Annotated in this window: 11 protein-coding genes; 10 read left to right on the forward strand and 1 reads right to left on the reverse strand. The window is 60.0% G+C overall.

All coding sequences use genetic code 11. The features are described from left to right. Positions 1–212 precede the first annotated feature (212 nt). From HMPREF3176_RS03500 to HMPREF3176_RS03525, 6 genes are all read left to right on the forward strand, one after another. Positions 213–1,406, forward strand: a complete 1,194-nt coding sequence (locus tag HMPREF3176_RS03500) for a Fic family protein (RefSeq protein ID WP_168161941.1) — start codon at positions 213–215, stop codon at positions 1,404–1,406. Positions 1,407–1,548: 142 nt separating this feature from the next. Next, on the forward strand, positions 1,549–2,004 hold the full coding sequence (locus tag HMPREF3176_RS10020) for a type I restriction-modification system subunit M N-terminal domain-containing protein (protein WP_311200907.1): 456 nt from the start codon (positions 1,549–1,551) through the stop codon (positions 2,002–2,004). Between the two features lie 2 nt (positions 2,005–2,006). Beyond that, on the forward strand, positions 2,007–2,228 hold the full coding sequence (locus HMPREF3176_RS10700; protein WP_070458293.1) for an N-6 DNA methylase: 222 nt from the start codon (positions 2,007–2,009) through the stop codon (positions 2,226–2,228). Between the two features lie 537 nt (positions 2,229–2,765). Then, positions 2,766–4,817, forward strand: a complete 2,052-nt coding sequence (locus tag HMPREF3176_RS03515) for a type I restriction-modification system subunit M (protein WP_070458295.1) — start codon at positions 2,766–2,768, stop codon at positions 4,815–4,817. Continuing rightward, positions 4,817–6,049: a restriction endonuclease subunit S gene (locus HMPREF3176_RS03520; RefSeq protein WP_070458298.1), complete on the forward strand. Its 1,233-nt coding sequence runs from the start codon at positions 4,817–4,819 to the stop codon at positions 6,047–6,049. Before HMPREF3176_RS03515 ends, HMPREF3176_RS03520 begins: the two co-directional genes overlap by 1 nt. Beyond that, on the forward strand, positions 6,049–9,036 hold the full coding sequence (locus HMPREF3176_RS03525) for a type I restriction endonuclease subunit R (protein ID WP_210386449.1): 2,988 nt from the start codon (positions 6,049–6,051) through the stop codon (positions 9,034–9,036). Before HMPREF3176_RS03520 ends, HMPREF3176_RS03525 begins: the two co-directional genes overlap by 1 nt. Positions 9,037–9,109: 73 nt before the next feature. On the opposite strand, the gene HMPREF3176_RS03530 is transcribed toward HMPREF3176_RS03525, so the two are convergent. Next, positions 9,110–11,368, reverse strand: coding sequence for a bifunctional alpha,alpha-trehalose-phosphate synthase (UDP-forming)/trehalose-phosphatase (locus HMPREF3176_RS03530; RefSeq protein ID WP_070458304.1), 2,259 nt, complete (start codon positions 11,366–11,368; stop codon positions 9,110–9,112). A gap of 163 nt (positions 11,369–11,531) precedes the next feature. On the opposite strand from HMPREF3176_RS03530, the gene lysA reads away from it, so the two are divergent. The 4 genes from lysA to rpmE all read left to right on the forward strand — a co-directional run bounded on the left by lysA (position 11,532) and on the right by rpmE (position 16,501). Then, entirely contained in the window at positions 11,532–12,944 is a 1,413-nt protein-coding gene (gene lysA, locus HMPREF3176_RS03535) for a diaminopimelate decarboxylase (protein WP_070458307.1), read from the forward strand. Positions 12,945–13,078: 134 nt separating this feature from the next. Beyond that, entirely contained in the window at positions 13,079–14,008 is a 930-nt protein-coding gene (thrB, locus tag HMPREF3176_RS03540; RefSeq protein ID WP_070458309.1) for a homoserine kinase, read from the forward strand. 275 nt (positions 14,009–14,283) lie between these two features. Next, on the forward strand, positions 14,284–16,140 hold the full coding sequence (rho, locus tag HMPREF3176_RS03545) for a transcription termination factor Rho (protein WP_070458312.1): 1,857 nt from the start codon (positions 14,284–14,286) through the stop codon (positions 16,138–16,140). 148 nt (positions 16,141–16,288) lie between these two features. Further along, positions 16,289–16,501 (forward strand): 50S ribosomal protein L31, encoded by a 213-nt coding sequence (gene rpmE / locus HMPREF3176_RS03550; RefSeq protein ID WP_016664822.1) that lies wholly within the window; start codon positions 16,289–16,291, stop codon positions 16,499–16,501. Positions 16,502–16,517 lie beyond the last annotated feature (16 nt).

Consider the following 16,517-nt stretch of genomic DNA (forward strand, 5'->3'; position numbering starts at 1 on the left):
TCTAACCTTTCATCAAGCCTTACTATGTAACACTTTAGCTACTAAGGTTGCACAGAAGTGCTGTGAGTGAAAGGTTGGCGGCGATGTCGTGGAAGGCTCACACTTGGTCTCCCTCGGAACTCGGTCGCCGTCCCCGGGACCGGTGGGGCGGCACCTATTGGTCATATGTCCCTTTTGCCCTCGCGACACCCGAATGGCAAATTGATCCGCACGTGTCGCAGGAAGCTGGGCGGGTAGAGCGGCGCATTCGTAGCCTGAACCGCCTTGAATCCGTCGACACATTGGAGGCGCTTGCGCCCTATCTACTCCGCAGCGAAGCGGTGTCGAGTTCGTTCATTGAAGGAGTGCAGTCCAACGCGAGGAAGATCGCCCTTGAGGAACTCAGGCGAGAAGAACGTGGCTCTGAAACTAGGCATAGTGCCGGCGCCACCGCTGAAGCTGAAATCGTGGGGAACATCGAAGCTTTGACGCGCGCCGTTGGAGAGCTAAGCAGCGTCGAGCGCCTCGAGTGGAAGGACATCGAAAAGCTCCAACGCGAGCTCCTTCCAGGGCGTAGCAATCTCGGTACGCGTGATCGGCAAAACTGGGTGGGCGGAAGCACCTACCACCCGGGTGAGGCGGAGTTTATTCCTCCAAGTCCCGATGATCTAATAACGGCACTCGAAGACCTCATTGCGTTCCTCAACGGCGCTGCCAGCGGTCCGCTCATCCAGGCCGGGATTACCCACGCTCAGTTTGAAACGCTGCACCCGTTTGCCGACGGCAACGGGAGAATTGGCCGCGCGCTGATCCATACGGTGTTTGCCCGAACGGGTTTGACGCAGGGAGCTGTGTTGCCCTTGAGCCAAGTGTTGCTGACCCGGTCGTACGAGTACGTCGCCGGCCTCATGGCCTATCGCGGTATCCCAGAGGGTGCATCATTGACTGGCGAGGTTGAGCCAAAGCGGTCTTTAAGCCTCAGCGAGGGGATCAATGCTTGGCTCAGCCACTTCATAGGGGCAGCAGACTCTGCCGTGGACCTCGCTCTCGACCTGAAATATGAACTCGATCGTTTTGACGCTCATAGCCGCCAGCTAGTCGTTGAGCATGCGAAGAGTGTTGGCGCAAGTACCCCCCGAAGCGACTCAACCGTGTGGAAGATCGTGGAGGTCTTGCCGAAACTTCCGGCGCTATCGATCAACGCCGCTGCCCAGCTCACGGGGAGCAGCCGTACCGCCGCGCAAAATGCATTGGAATACCTCGAGGCCGCGGGTGTGCTCGACGAGCGGAGCATCGGAAAGGGGACGCGCGGATTCATGTGCAGCGAGCTGTTCAACCTTCTTAACTCGACCCAGAGAAAATGGGCCAGCACCCGGTTCGACACACGTATGAGTCCACCGAGGAGACCGGCGCCGGAATCGGCGTAAGGTCACGCTGTCGCTCGTGCCGCCTCTGCATACGACGAGGGCTGACGTATCCTGGCAGAAACGGTTTTTTGGGTTGTTTCCGCATGCCCGTATATGAGGGGTTGTTGTGAGTTCTTTGTCGCGTGAGGTGCAGCGAAATCGTTTGCATCGGACTATTTGGGAGGTCGCAAACGAGCTTCGCGGCGCGGTGGACGGATGGGATTTCAAGAGCTACGTGCTCGGCATGCTGTTCTACCGCTTCATTTCGGAGAACCTCGCGAGCTTCATCGAAAAGAATGAGAGCGAAGATTTCAGCTACGCGAACCTTACGGATGAGCAGGCTGAACCGATCCGGGACATGATGGTGGATGAGAAGGGGTTCTTCATCCTCCCGTCGCAGCTGTTCGAGAACGTGCGGGCGCGAGCGCCACAGGACGAGAACCTCAACGAAACCCTGGAGAAGGTTTTTCAGAGCATCGAAGGTTCGTCGGTGGGGCATGCGAGTGAGGATGACCTGAAGGGGCTCTTCAACGAACTTGATGTGAACTCGCCTCGTCTCGGCAACACGGTGGAGTGCCGCAATGAGAAGCTGCGGAGGCTGACGCAATTGGCGACCTGAGTATGGGCGAGCGGCACGATGAGGGCATCGACATGTTCGGTGACGCATACGAGTACTTGATGCAGATGTATGCCTCGCAGGCCGGGAAGTCTGGTGGTGAGTACTACACACCGCAGGAAGTCAGTGAACTGTTGGCGCGCTTGACCGTCATCGGTAAGGACAGCGTGCAGCGTGTGAATGAGACAAAGACCTCGGATTTGATAAGACTTACCCCGGCCTCCTGACCCCTATTGGCCAGGGGTTTTGTCGTTTCTGGAGTCTGTTCCCGTGCTCAGCACGTCGCCCCTGGGTACCTCTGTGGGGCTGAATTGAGCTGAAGAGCCGCACCGTTGACTGTCGAGGGGAGCGGAACGTGCCTAGCGTTGGCGAGTTCACTATGAGGGAGGCAGAGGGACCTGGAAGAGTCTTGCTTCACTTCACTAAGTACACAGACACCGGTAAAATTGTATGTAATTCTTCATGAAGAATACCGATGTGACTCACATGAAATGTTGCCGAGTTGTGACCCTGACTAGGGCTTGTACATGGGAAGCTTGAAGGGACTTGTTCGAGCGGCATGGAGGCCATGGCGACTAAGCGACGCAAGATTCCGATGCGTCGCATCAACATCGGCGAGCTCTCACGAGGTAAGGCATCTCGCCTGATCAAAGGGGTTGCTGAGAAGGATGAACCCGTCCATGCACTGCGTTACGGCAAACCGATCGCGGTGTTGATCTCCAATGAGCGTTACGAGCGGCTGTTGGATGAAGGAATTGACCCAAGTGAGCACTCAGAAAATAACGAGCCATGTGTCCCTGATCTGGAAGATCGCCGAGATTCTGCGCGGCGATTACAAGGAGCACGAATACGGCGACGTGGTCTTGCCCTTCACGGTGCTCACCCGCCTCGATTCAGTACTGATCGACACGAAGCAGGCGGTGTTAAACATCAAGGGCACCTCGGTGCCCTCACAGGTTAAGGAACTGCAGTACGCGAAGGCGACGGGATATCCGTTTTGGAATACCTCGAACTTCACCCTGAAGACGTTGCTCGACGATGCGGACAACCTTGAGCAGAACCTGACCTACTACGTGCAGGCGTTTGCGCCTGCTGCGCGTGAGGTGATGGAGGCCTACAACTTTTACAACGTTATCGAGCGCCTCGACGAGGCCAACCTGCTGTATTACGTGCTCAGCGAATTCACGTCCGCAAAGGTCAACCTCCACCCTGACGTGGTGAGTAACGACCAGATGGGCTACATCTTCGAAGAACTCATCCGCAGGTTCTCTGAATTATCGAATGAGACCGCCGGTGAACACTTCACCCCGCGTGAGGTCATTAGTCTCATGGTTAACCTCTTGTTCAACCCCGAGGAAGATATCAACCGGCTTTGTGCGGACGGAGCCATGGCCTCGCTGTACGACCCAGGGGTCGGCACCGGCGGCATGCTCTCCGTCGCCGCCCAGCACGTCGATGAGCTGAATAGCACTGCTCGCCTCGAGGTGTACGGTCAAGAGCTCAATCCGCAAACCTATGCGGTGGCGAAGTCCGACATCATGATCAAGGGTGAACGCCAAGAGCGCATCTACTTCGGCAATACGCTGACGAACGACAAGACGGCAGGGACGCGGTTTGACTACATGCTGTGCAACCCTCCCTTTGGCGTGGACTGGAAGAAGTACGCCGACCCGATTCGCGACGAGGCTGAACGCCAGGGCTACCAGGGTCGCTTCGGAGCGGGAACGCCGCGTGTGTCGGATGGCTCCTTCCTCTTCTTGCAACACATGATCTCGAAGATGAAGCCTTATGACCCCAAGGATCTTGTGAATGCCCCTGGCACACGAATCGGGGTCGTGTTCAACGGCTCGCCTCTCTTCACGGGTGGGGCCGGTCAGGGCGAATCAGAGATCCGCCGTTGGATCCTTGAGAACGACTGGCTGGAAGCGATCATCGCGCTGCCTGATCAAATGTTTTACAACACCGGAATTCTCACCTACATCTGGGTGCTGTCGAACAAGAAGGAGCGCCGACGCAAGAACAAGGTGCAACTGATCGATGCGACCCCCTTTTTCCAGCGGATGCGTAAACCCTTGGGTGAAAAGCGCAAGGAACTCACGGATGACAACATCGCCGACATCACCCGTATATATGGCGCGTTCCAAGAAACCGAAGAGTCGAAGATCTTCGCCACCGAAGACTTTGCTTACCATGAGGTTGTCGTGGAACGCCCGCTAAGGCTGAGCTTCCAAACCACCCCAGACTCGATCGAAGTACTCAAACAGTCCAAACCATTCATGGGCCTTGCCACGTCGAAAAAGCGCAGCGAGCCAGCACGCAGCAAAGAAATCGAGGCAGGCAAGCAAGTGCAGAATGCGATCATCGCTACCCTCGAGGCACTCGATGCTGAGCACGTGTACCTCAACCGGGACGAATTCACCGACCTACTCCGAGAAGGCATCAAAGACCGTGGTGCGAAGATCAGCATCGCAGCACTGCGCAAGATTGTCGCCGAACTCGGCACGAAGAACCCCGACGCGGACATCTGCGTGGACGCAAAAGGTAACCCGGAGCCAGACACGGATCTACGCGACACCGAGCAGATCCCGTTCTGCGAAGACATCGAGGCATACTTCCAGCGCGAAGTCATCCCCTACGCTTCCGACGCCTGGATCGACCATGACAAAACCAAGGTCGGCTACGAGATCCCCTTCACCCGCTACTTCTACAAATACGAAGAACTCGGCGACCCAGTAGAAACTCTCGCCGAAATCCAAACCCTATCGGCGAGCATCCAAGCCGACATCGCCAAACTCTTCAGCGAGCAGGTGAAGTAATGCGGGAAGCCAGCGCAGACAATCAAATTCCCTGGATCCAGCAGATTCCTGACGACTGGGAAACGGTGAAACTCGTTCGTGTCACACACATTAGCACTGGCGACATGGACACCGTGGATGCTACGGATAATGGGCCGTATCCTTTCTATGTCAGATCGCCCATCGTTCGAAAGGTCGATCGTTATACATTTGACACAGATGCTGTCTTGATGTCGGGCGATGGTGCAGGCGCAGGAAGAATCTTTCACCGAGTGAGCGGGCCATTTGGGTGTCACCAGCGCGTCTATTGCATCGAGTTTTCAGAACAAATCACAAGAGACTTTGGCTTCTATTACCTGTCTACGTTCTTCCCAATGCAAGTAGATGCAGGATCAGCTAAGTCAACCGTTGACTCGATCCGTAAGCCGATGTTGAACGGTATGCCCATCGCATTCCCGTCAGTTTCTGAGCAGCGAGTCATCACAGGATTCATCGACCGCAAGACCGCTGAAATTGACCGCCTCGTTGGGAAGCTGGAGCGCGAAGTTGAGCTGTTGGAGCGGTATCGGCGTGAGTTGATCGCGCGCACGGTAACTCGCGGCCTCGATCCGGATGTGCCGATGCGCGACAGCGGAATCGACTGGATTGACATGGCCCCAGCAGTCTGGAAAACGGCTTCAATCTCGGTTGTTACCGATGAGAATAGGGTTAAGAATGCAGATCTGTCAGAGAAGAATCTGCTCAGCCTTAGTTATGGCCGAATCATTCGCAAAGATATCGACCTAGCATTTGGTTTACTTCCAGCCTCCTTCGATTCTTATCAAATCGTCGAACCCGGCTACATCGTCCTTCGAATGACTGATCTGCAAAACGATAAACGCAGTCTCCGAAGCGCGCTCGCCAAGGAGCGTGGAATCATCACCAGTGCATACATCAGCCTTAAGGTTCGCGGGCCAATCCTCAATGAATATCTTGCATGGCTACTGCGGAGTTATGACCTTGCAAAGGTGTTTTACTCGCTGGGCGGAGGCGTTCGTCAATCCGCAAGCTACAAGGAAATCGGCAAGATTCCGATTCTCGTCCCCCCGATGGAAGAGCAACAGAAGATCGCCGATTTCCTCGAAGAAAAGTCAGCCCAGATTGATTCGACCATTGAGGGTATCAACAGGCAGATTGAGCTTCTAGGTAAGTATCGTAAGCAGGTTATTAATGATGTCGTAACGGGTAAGGTTCGTGTGGGAGAGGTGGCGTGATGGATACGTCTGAGCGCAGATTTGAAGATGAGATTGAGTACGCGCTGACGCATGTTGGTCCCACGGAGCTTGACTTGTACGAGTCGCGAAGCCCTGCCGGGTATGACCGCTCCTTGGGCCTGTATCCGCAAGATTTGCTCGACTTCGTGCGAGATACGCAAGCGCACCAGTGGGAGCGTTTGGAGCGCATCCACGGGGCGAAGGCGGGCGAGAAGTTTTGCAAGCGGGTGGCTCGCGAGCTGGATCGGCGCGGCGTTGTCGAGGTTCTGCGTCGCGGCGTGGAGGATCTGGGAGCACGCTTCAAGCTGGTGTTCTTTGCTCCTGGTTCGGATTTGAACGAGCTGTTGGCGGAGAAGTATTGGGCGAACCGGATGACGGTGGTGCGCCAGCTGCGGTACTCGACAAAAAACGACAACTCTGTCGACACGGTGCTGTTCGTTAACGGTATCCCGGTTGTGACGTTGGAGTTGAAGAACCAACTGACCGGGCAGACCTATCGGAACGCGATTGACCAGTACAAGCGGTCCCGCCCAGCTGGCGAGGTGCTGTTTGGGGTGAACCGGCGTGCGGTGGTGCATTTTGCGGTCGATACTGACGAGGCGTGGATGACCACCAAGCTCGCAGGTATGGACACGGTCTTCTTGCCGTTCAACCGTGGTTTTGACAATGGTGCGGGTAATGCGCCGGTGCCCGGTAAGTACAAGACTTCCTACCTTTGGGAAGAGGTGCTGGCCAAAGATTCTTTGCTCGACATTTTGCACCGTTTCGTCCAGTTCATCCCGCATGAGAGCGACCGGCGTAAGGATAAGTTGATCTTTCCGCGCTACCACCAGCTCGATGCCGTACGTGCACTCGTCGCTGACGCGAAGACTCATGGTGCGGGGAAGAACTACTTGGTTCAGCACTCGGCTGGCTCAGGTAAGTCGAACACGATCGCCTGGCTGGCCCACCATCTATCTAATCTGCATGACGAACAGCAGCGGGCGGTGTTCGATTCGATCATCGTGATCACCGACCGGCGGGTGCTGGATAAGCAGTTGCAGGACACGATTTCCGCAATGGATCACACTGCTGGTGTGGTGGTCAAGGTCGACAAGAATGCCCGCCAGCTCACCGAGGCGATCGCTGATGGAGTGAAGATCATCATCTCCACCCTGCAGAAATTCCCGTTCGTCGATGTCAGCAAGGTCGCTACTACTGGTAAGCGGTTCGCGGTAATCGTGGACGAGGCGCACTCGTCTCAGACCGGCGAGGCCTCGGAAAAGCTCAAGCAGGTGCTCGCGGATACAGCTACGGCGGGAAAGGAGTCCGAGGAGGACTTACTGGATCGTTACGCGGCTGCCGAGGCGCAGGTGGAGGCCGAACAGCTAGAGATCGATGAACAGATCGCCGAGCAACTACGCACGCAGGGCCGCCAGCCCAACTTGTCGTTTTTCGCGTTTACTGCGACCCCGAAGCAGAAGACGCTCGAGATCTTTGGCACCCCGGTTCCTGATGCCACCCCGGTCCCGTTCCACGTGTATTCGATGCGTCAAGCCATCGAAGAGGGCTTCATTCTTGACGTGCTGAAGAACTACACCACCTACCAGGCCTTTTACCGCGTCGGGAAAGCTATTGCGGACGATCCAGAATACTCGACCAAGCAAGCCAACAAGGCGCTCGGCAAATACTTGAGTCTGCATCCTTATAACCTGAGGCAAAAGGCCGAGATCATCATCGAGCACTTCCGCGCCAACGTCGCCCACAAGATCGGCGGTAATGCCAAGGCAATGCTAGTGACTGGTTCCCGCCTGCATGCGGTGCGCTACTACTTCGCCTTCCGTGACTACATCAAGCAGATGGGGTATACGGATCTTGGCGTGCTGGTGGCGTTCTCAGGCACGGTCGAGGACAAGGGTGCCGAGTACACCGAGGAACAGCTCAACCGGATCCCCGAAGCGGAGTTGCCGGAGAAATTCGCTACTGGTGAGTACCAACTGATGCTGGTGGCCGAGAAGTATCAGACGGGCTTCGATCAACCGCTTCTGCACACGATGTATGTGGACAAGAAACTCCACGGGGTCAAAGCGGTACAGACCCTCTCGCGGATCAACCGTATGCACCCGGGTAAGACCGACACGTTCGTGCTCGACTTCGTCAACACCGCAGAAGATCTCCAGAAGTCGTTCCAGGACTACTACATTTCCACCGGGATCACCGAGGAGACAGACCCGAACATCGTCTACGACCTCTACCACGTCCTCGCTTCCTACCATTTGTGGACGGACAAAGAGATCGAGGGCTTTACCAAGGTGTTCTTCACCGAGCAGAAGAAGCAAACGAACCTCGACTTCAGCCGCCTCAATGCTTACCTTGACCCTGCCGTCGCCCGGTTTGATGAACTGCCCAACGAGGACAAGCTCGAGGTACGGGCGCGGATGAATAAGTTCAACCGCAATTACGACTTCCTGACCCACATCATCCGCTACGACGACGAGCGGCTCCACCGCTTCGCCGCCTACGCCAAGCTCTTGGTGCGCAAGCTCCACATCGAGGGCGATCCCGCCCCACATTTGGAAGACGAGGTTGCACTGCAGTACTACCGCATCCAGCAGGTCTACGAAGGTTCCATCGACCTGGATGATGAGCAAGGGCAGCTGTCGAATAACCCCGACACCGGCGGTGCGAGCGAGGGCGAGAAGGACAATCTGTCCAACATCATCTCCAATTTCAATGACCGGTGGGGCACTGAATTCACCCATATGGACAAGGTGATTGAGCAGCTCACCGAGGATATGGTCGAAGATGCTGAAGTCAAGTCCCGCGCCCACAACTCTCTCGACATGTTCTCTATCGTGTACGCCGAACGCATCCAAGACATCGTGCTCGACCGGATGAACCAGAACCAAGACTTCGCGATCAAGTATCTGTCGGATCCGCAGTTCAGGGCCGATGTGGACCGGGTTCTCCTCCCGTTGATTCACGCACGCCTCAACCGCGAAGACTGATATCTGTCCTCGCTTGTAGGCCCGCCCGACACGTCGTCGGAGTCACCCGGAGCGGTGGTGATGCCGCTTGGACTTACCCCGCGCGCTTCGCGAGCACCTCGGCGAGCAGTTCCTTGACTTCTTCCGGGGCGGCGATGCGGAAGCTCGCCGCGGTCTCGCCGGGGCCCACCTTGATGGTGAGGTCGCTTTCGCCTGCGCGCTTGAACACGGACTCGTCGGTGACGTCGTCGCCGAGGTAGAGCCAGGCATCGCATGCGCACGCGCGAGCGAGAGCGTCGATGGCTTCGCCCTTCGTTGCGGGGATCACCGAGAACTCCACGACGGCCTTGCCAGGGGTGACTTTCGCGTGCCGGATCGAGCGTGCATACTCGAGGGCTTCCTCGGTCGCGTTAGCGGCGCCACGGCCCTTCGCATTGCGGGTGTGCAGAACCGCGGCCGTCGGCTTCTTTTCTACTTCCGTGCCGGGATACTTGCGGGAGATTCGCTCAAGCGCCGCCGTGATCGCCTCCAGCTGCGAGCGGCGTTCGTCCGTCATCGACAGGGAAGAGGAATCAAGGATTCCCGCATCCATGCTCTCGGGCAGAGCCCCGATCTCGGCGCCGTGCGAGCCCACGAGCACAACGGAACTCGGCATCTCGGTGAGACCGTCTAGGTCCTCGAGGGAACGCCCCGACACGAGAGCCACATTCGTGCCTTCGAGGCCCGAAAGGGAACGTAGCGCTTGAAGCGACTCCGGAATCGCACGCGCCTCGTCGCGGTTTGCGACGATCGGTGCCAGCACGCCGTCGAAATCCGAAGCGATCAGCACACGCGGAGTCTGCGCGAAGGCTTCGAGGGCCGAATCCAGCTCGGCGCGAGGCGGGCAAGCGTCGGACGAAAGAGTGGGGCGGGCCGGGACCTTCCGGGCCTCCGCACCCCGGTCCCCGCCGACCCTCTCGAGTGCCTCGAGGAAATCCGACGCCCACCGCTGCACGTCGTGATCAAACACCTGGCGGCGGAGCGATCGCATGTTGTCCCGCTGTTCGTCCTCGCTCATCGAGAGCGCGTGAAGAATTGCCGACTTGAGTTCGTCGATGTCGTGGGGATTGACGAGGGTCGCGGCACGCAGCTCATCCGCGGCGCCCGTGAATTCCGAAAGCACAAGCACGCCGCGCTCATCGATGCGCGAGGCCACGTACTCCTTGGCGACGAGGTTCATGCCGTCGCGAAGGCTCGTCACGAGTACGACGTCTGCGCACATGTACAGCGCGGTCATGTCGGTGCGAGGGAACGTGCGGTGCATGTACGAGATGGCGGGGCGGCCAATCGGGGCGAAGTCACCGTTGAGACGGCCGACGGTCAACTCGATTTCATCGCGCAGTTGCTTGTAGGCATCGACCCTTTCGCGTGACGGAGTCGCGACCTGGATCATCGTCACCTCGTGCGGGTCGATCGCGCCGTCGTTGAGGAGCTCGCCGTAGGCCTTGAGGCGGTGGCGGATGCCCTTCGTGTAGTCGAGGCGATCCACGCCGAGCACGACCTTTGCGGGGTTGCCCAGTTCTTCGCGAATCTCCTTCGCGCGCGCGAGCACCGCCGGGTCTTTCGTGAGCTCGTCGTAGACGCTCACGTCGATCGAGATGGGGAAGCAGCGCGCTTCGATCGTGCGGTCTTCCTCGAGGCCGAGGCCGGGCACGATGATCTGGTGCTCATCGGCGCGATAGCCGAGCAGCTGGCGCACGCATGTCGTGAAATTGATAGCGTCGCGCTCGCGCTGGAAGCCGAGCAGATCCGCGCCGAGAAGACCGCGCAAAACTGAGCCGCGCTTGGGCAGCTGAGCGAAAAGCTCGAACGGGGGGAAGGGGATGTGGTTGAACCAGCCGATCGTGACGTCGGGGCGAATGTCGCGGATCATCTCGGGAACCAGTTGTAGCTGGTAGTCGTGCACCCAGATCGTGCCGCCCTCGGCAGTCGCCGCAGCCGCAGCCTTTGCAAACTTGCGATTCGCCTCGACGTAGACGTCCCACCAGGTGCGGTGAAAGTTCGGGTCGGCGATCACGTCGTGGTAGAGCGGCCACAGCGTGTCGTTCGAGAAGCCCTCGTAGTATTTTTCGACTTCCTCGGCAGTGAGGGTCACGGGCACGAGATGCATGGTGTCGATGTCGAACGGATCGATGTCCTCATCTGCGCCGCCGGCCCAGCCAACCCACGCGGCCGATTCCGCGTTGCGCATGACCGATTCCATCGCGGTCACGAGACCGCCCGGGCTCGTGACCCACTCGGTCGAACCATCGGGGGTCGTTTTGCGATCGACCGGGAGGCGATTGGCGACGACAACGAGGGATGCGCGGGACATGATGCTCCTTTTCCGAGGCGCGTGCTTCACCTCCCGACGCTACCAATCCCGGATGGGTGCTCATGTAAAGGCGATCGTCTTTGCACGTGGACACGATATCGGCGCCGCGGCCCCTCGACCTAGGGTTTCAGCCAACGAATGTCCCCTAGAGCAAGGAGTAGACATGCGCGCACACGAGGCAGGTGCCCTCCACGGCAACGATCTCGTTCCCCAGTGGCTTCCCTACCCGAGTGACGTCAACCACCTCATCGAAGGGCTGTGGAGTGCGAAGACGACGCGCAACGCGCACGGCGAGGTTGAGATCGCGGGAGTCGGGGTCAGCGCTATCAAGGAACGGTTCGGGACACCCACATTTGTGATCGACGAAGAAGATTTCCGCTCGCGCGCCCGGCTGTTTCGCGACACGTTCGAGCGGGCTTTCGCGCCGCTTGCGGGAGTCGACATGAGCTACGCGAGCAAAGCCTTCCTCTCGACCGCCATCGCCCGGTGGGTACGCGAGGAAGGGCTCGGGTTAGACGTGTGCTCGGGTGGGGAACTCGCGATCGCGCTGCGCGCGGGGTCCGACGCCAGCCGCCTCACCTTCCACGGAAATAACAAGAGCGATGCTGAGCTCGCCCTCGCCGTCGAGACCGGGGTCGGGCGCATCGTCATCGACTCTCTCGACGAGATCGACCGCCTGAACGCCATTGCCGCTCGCCTAGGGACATCCCAACCGGTGCTGTTGCGCGTGACCTCGGGCGTTGAAGCCCACACACACGAGTTCATCTCGACCGCGCACGAGGATCAGAAGTTTGGCATATCGATCACGACGGGGGACGCACTCGAGGCGATCCGCCGCGTCGAGGCCGCGGACGCGCTCAGGTTCGAGGGCCTGCATTCGCACATCGGCTCGCAGATCTTCGACACGAATGGCTTCGAGGTAGCGGCGCGGCGCGTGCTCGCGCTCGCGAAGGAAGGGCGCGAGGCGATCGGACGCCCGATCACCCACATCGTGCTCGGCGGTGGCTTCGGGGTGATGTACACGACCCAGAACACCCCGCGCACGGCCGAGCAACTGGCAGGGCAACTCGCTGCGATCGTCGAAAACTCCTGCCGCGCACTCGAGCTAGAGATCCCAAGGATCGGCTTCGAGCCGGGCCGCGCGATCGCGGGCCCCTCGACCCAAACGCTCTACACGGTGGGAACGCTCAAGGAAGTCGAGCTCGGTGCCGGGCAACAGCGCCTCTACGTGTCGATCGATGGGGGCATGAGCGACAACATTCGCACCGCCCTCTACGACGCCGACTACTCGTGCCTCCTGTCCAATCGGACCTCCGACGTCGAGCCGCGCATCGTGCGCGTCGTGGGCAAACACTGCGAAAGTGGCGACATTGTCGTGAAAGATGAATACCTGCCCGCGGACGTCAGGCGAGGAGACCTCATCTCCGTGCCCGTCACAGGCGCCTACTGCTACGCGCTCGCCTCCAACTACAACTGCGCGCTTAGGCCCGCCGTCGTCTCCGTGAAAGACGGCGAGGTGAGCGAGATGATCCGCCGCGAAACTCTCGAGGACCTGCTCGAGCGCGATCTGGGGTAACGGTAGGGGAGTGGGAAGTGTCGGGCCCTCGTCCCCGACACTCGCTACGCTTGAGGTGATCCACGCACGCGATAGGCCCGTGCGAGTGAGTAAGCGAAGCGCCGCGAACACCACCGCGCGCAAGAGAGGGATGTGTGAGAATCGCGAGAGAACGCGTCACGGTGCAGCCGTGCGCGACGAGCGCCAACCTAGGCCCGGGCTTCGACAGCCTCGCCCTCGCTCTCGAGCTTCGTGACCGTTACACGCTCGAGGTCACCACGGGGGAAACCGAGGTCACCATTCGTGGCGAGGGAGCCGGCGAGCTGCCCACTGACGATACGAATCTCATCGTGCGCACGCTGCGCGAAAGCCTTGAATGGGTCGGCGCGCCCCAGATCGGCGTGCGACTCACGTGCACGAATGTCATTCCCCAGGGCGCGGGGCTCGGCTCGAGCGCTGCGGCGATCGTGGGCGGCATCGCCCTCGCGAGAGCGATTCTCCAGGACCCGAGCGCCATCGATGATCAGGCGATGCTCGAGATCGCAACGTCGATCGAGGGGCATCCTGATAGTGTCGCCGCCGTTATCCACGGCGGCGTGTGCCTTAGCTATATGGATGGCGAAAATGCCCACGCCGTGCGCGTGCGCGTCGCCAATGCTGCCGACGGTCGACCCGTTCTGCGCCCCCTCATCATGTGTCCGAACCGCACGCTTTCGACGACCACGGCTCGCGCGATACTGAGCCCCGAGGTGCGCCGCCGGGACGCGACCCACAACATCGCCCGTGCCGCTCTTCTCGTGCACGCTCTTGCAGAAGACGCTTCACGCCTGTTCGCGGCCACGGCGGACCGCCTCCACCAGGATGAACGCAGCGCCCATATGCCCCAGAGCGTGGGCCTCGTCCACGTGCTGCGATCGCAGGGTGTCCCCGCCGTGATTTCGGGGGCGGGGCCGACGGTGCTGATCCCTCTCGACGCACCGGACGACATCGCGCGCATCGTCCGCGAAGTCGTCGAAGAGCCCGACGACTGGCGCCTGGCGCGCGTGCCGCTTGCACAAGAGGGCATTCACACTGTGTTATCGTGAGGGTGCTCGGCCACGCGAACGTGGCCCCGCCCTCGTTGAAGGCTGGCAAACCGCCCCGCGCAAAGCCACAATCCTTCCCTCGGCGGTAGGCGCTCGCAGAAGAGAACCTCTCATGGTGGTCGAGCATTCCTCACACCGACCGGTGCCCCTATTTCGGCGTGAAGCACACGAGCCTCCCGCCCCAGTGCCCGAGTGCGCGTTTTCCCCCGAAAAAGCACGGTCATCTCACGAAACTGAGTACAACCACGGGACACACACCTCAGAAAGGACCCCGGGTGAACGACAACTACACTGACGCCGCCGAACTTTCGGCAAAGAGGCTCCCTGAGCTTCAGGCCATCGCGACTTCCATGGGCATCCGCGGCGTGCGCAAGCTCCGCAAAGGCGAGCTGATCGAGGCAATCCGTACGGGCAAGGCACCGTCGACCCCCGCCGCGCGTGCCGAAAAGACGAGCCCCTCCGACGACGCGCCCGCGGCTCCCGCTCCTCAGAGCGCTGAGACGGCACAGAAGCCCTCGCGCTCCCGCAACCGCAACGAGGATCAGGAGCGCGGCGATGCACAGGACCGCAACACCGAGTCCACCGGTGACACCAACGAACGCGCAGAGCGTCGCCGCGGCGAGCGCCCGCGTCGGGTCGAAGACATCGAGCTTCCCGATTCAGAAACCACGCGCGATCGCCGCAAGGGGGAGCGCTCTGACCGCCGCGAGCGCGGCAACGATAAAGGGCGCGATACCAAGCAGGGCGACCAGAAGAACCGCGATGGCGAAGGCCGCCGCGACGGTCGCAACAACCGCTCCGGCAACGACAACGACGACAACAACAATGATCGCCGTAGCCGCCGCTCGCGCGGACGAGACCGCAACCGCAACCGCAACCGTCGCGACAACGACAATAACGGCGAGCCGCAGATCCACGAAGACGACGTCCTCGTCAAGGTCGCGGGCATTCTCGACATTCGCGACAACTACGCGTTTGTGCGCACGACCGGCTACCTGCCCGGCCCGAGCGACATCTACGTGTCGATGAACCAGGTGCGCAAGTACGGCCTGCGCAAGGGCGATGCGATCGTCGGCCAGGTCAAGGCACCGAAGGACGGCGAGGAACAGCAGCGCCAGCAGGATTTCCACCACGGTGGTGGAGGCCGCGGGCGCGGGCGCAACAACAACCGCCACTCGAAGTTTGCGGCGCTCGTGAGCGTCGACACCGTCAACGGAATGACTCCCGAGAAGGCTAAGGCGCGCGTCGAGTTCAACAAGCTCACGCCGCTGTACCCCGATACGCGTCTTCGCCTCGAGAACAAGGCCACGAATTTCACGCCGCGCATCATCGACCTCGTTGCCCCCGTTGGCAAGGGCCAGCGTGGCCTCATCGTCGCGCCCCCGAAGGCGGGTAAGACCATCATCCTCCAGCAGGTCGCCGATGCGATCACGCAGAACAACCCCGAGGTTCACCTCATGGTTGTTCTCGTGGACGAGCGCCCCGAGGAAGTCACCGACATGCAGCGCACGGTCAAGGGCGAGGTCATCGCCTCGACCTTCGATCGCCCCGCCGACGACCACACGACCGTCGCCGAACTCGCGATCGAGCGCGCGAAGCGCCTCGTGGAAATGGGGCGCGACGTCGTCGTGCTCCTCGACTCGATCACACGCCTCGGCCGTGCCTACAACCTTGCGGCGCCCGCCTCGGGCCGGATCCTTTCCGGTGGTGTCGATTCCTCGGCGCTTTACCCGCCTAAGCGTTTCTTTGGCGCGGCTCGTAACGTCGAAAATGGCGGCTCGCTCACGATCCTCGCCACAGCCCTCGTGGACACGGGATCGAAGATGGACGAAGTGATCTTCGAAGAGTTCAAGGGCACCGGCAACTGGGAGCTCAAGCTCGACCGCAAGCTCGCTGAGCGCCGCATCTTCCCGGCCGTTGACGTTAACGCTTCGGGAACCCGTCGCGAAGAAGAGCTCATGGGTAACGAGGAGCTCGCCATCATGTGGAAGCTCCGCCGCGTGCTCGGCCAGCTCGAACAGCAGCAGGCGATCGAGCTTCTCCTCGAGCGCCTCAAGAAGTCGCAGTCGAATAACGAATTCCTTCTCGCCGTTTCGAAGACGACTCCGAGCGTTCCTCGCCAGAGCGAATAACCACACTCCGAGCCGCTGCCTGTAAGCAGAGTTACAGGCAGCGCACTGGAGCCAGCATGCCCATTCGTGGGAAACTGGACGACGGTTCTGGTTCACGGCCCGCACCGCGGCGCCGACCCAGCGGCCATGATCGAAAAGGAGACATCACATGAAGAAGGGGATTCACCCCGAATACGTGGAGACCACGGTGACCTGCACCTGTGGCAACACGTTCGTGACGCGCAGCACGAAAGCCGACGGAAAGATCAACTCCGAAGTGTGCTCGGCATGCCACCCGTTCTACACCGGTAAGCAGAAGATTCTTGACACCGGTGGCCGTGTGGCCCGCTTCGAAGCGCGCTACGGCAAGCGCAAGAAGTAGCTTTTCTAAGCGGCGT

It is taken from the genome of Dermabacter sp. HMSC08H10, assembly GCF_001807585.1.
Classification (GTDB): Bacteria; Actinomycetota; Actinomycetes; order Actinomycetales; family Dermabacteraceae; genus Dermabacter; species Dermabacter hominis.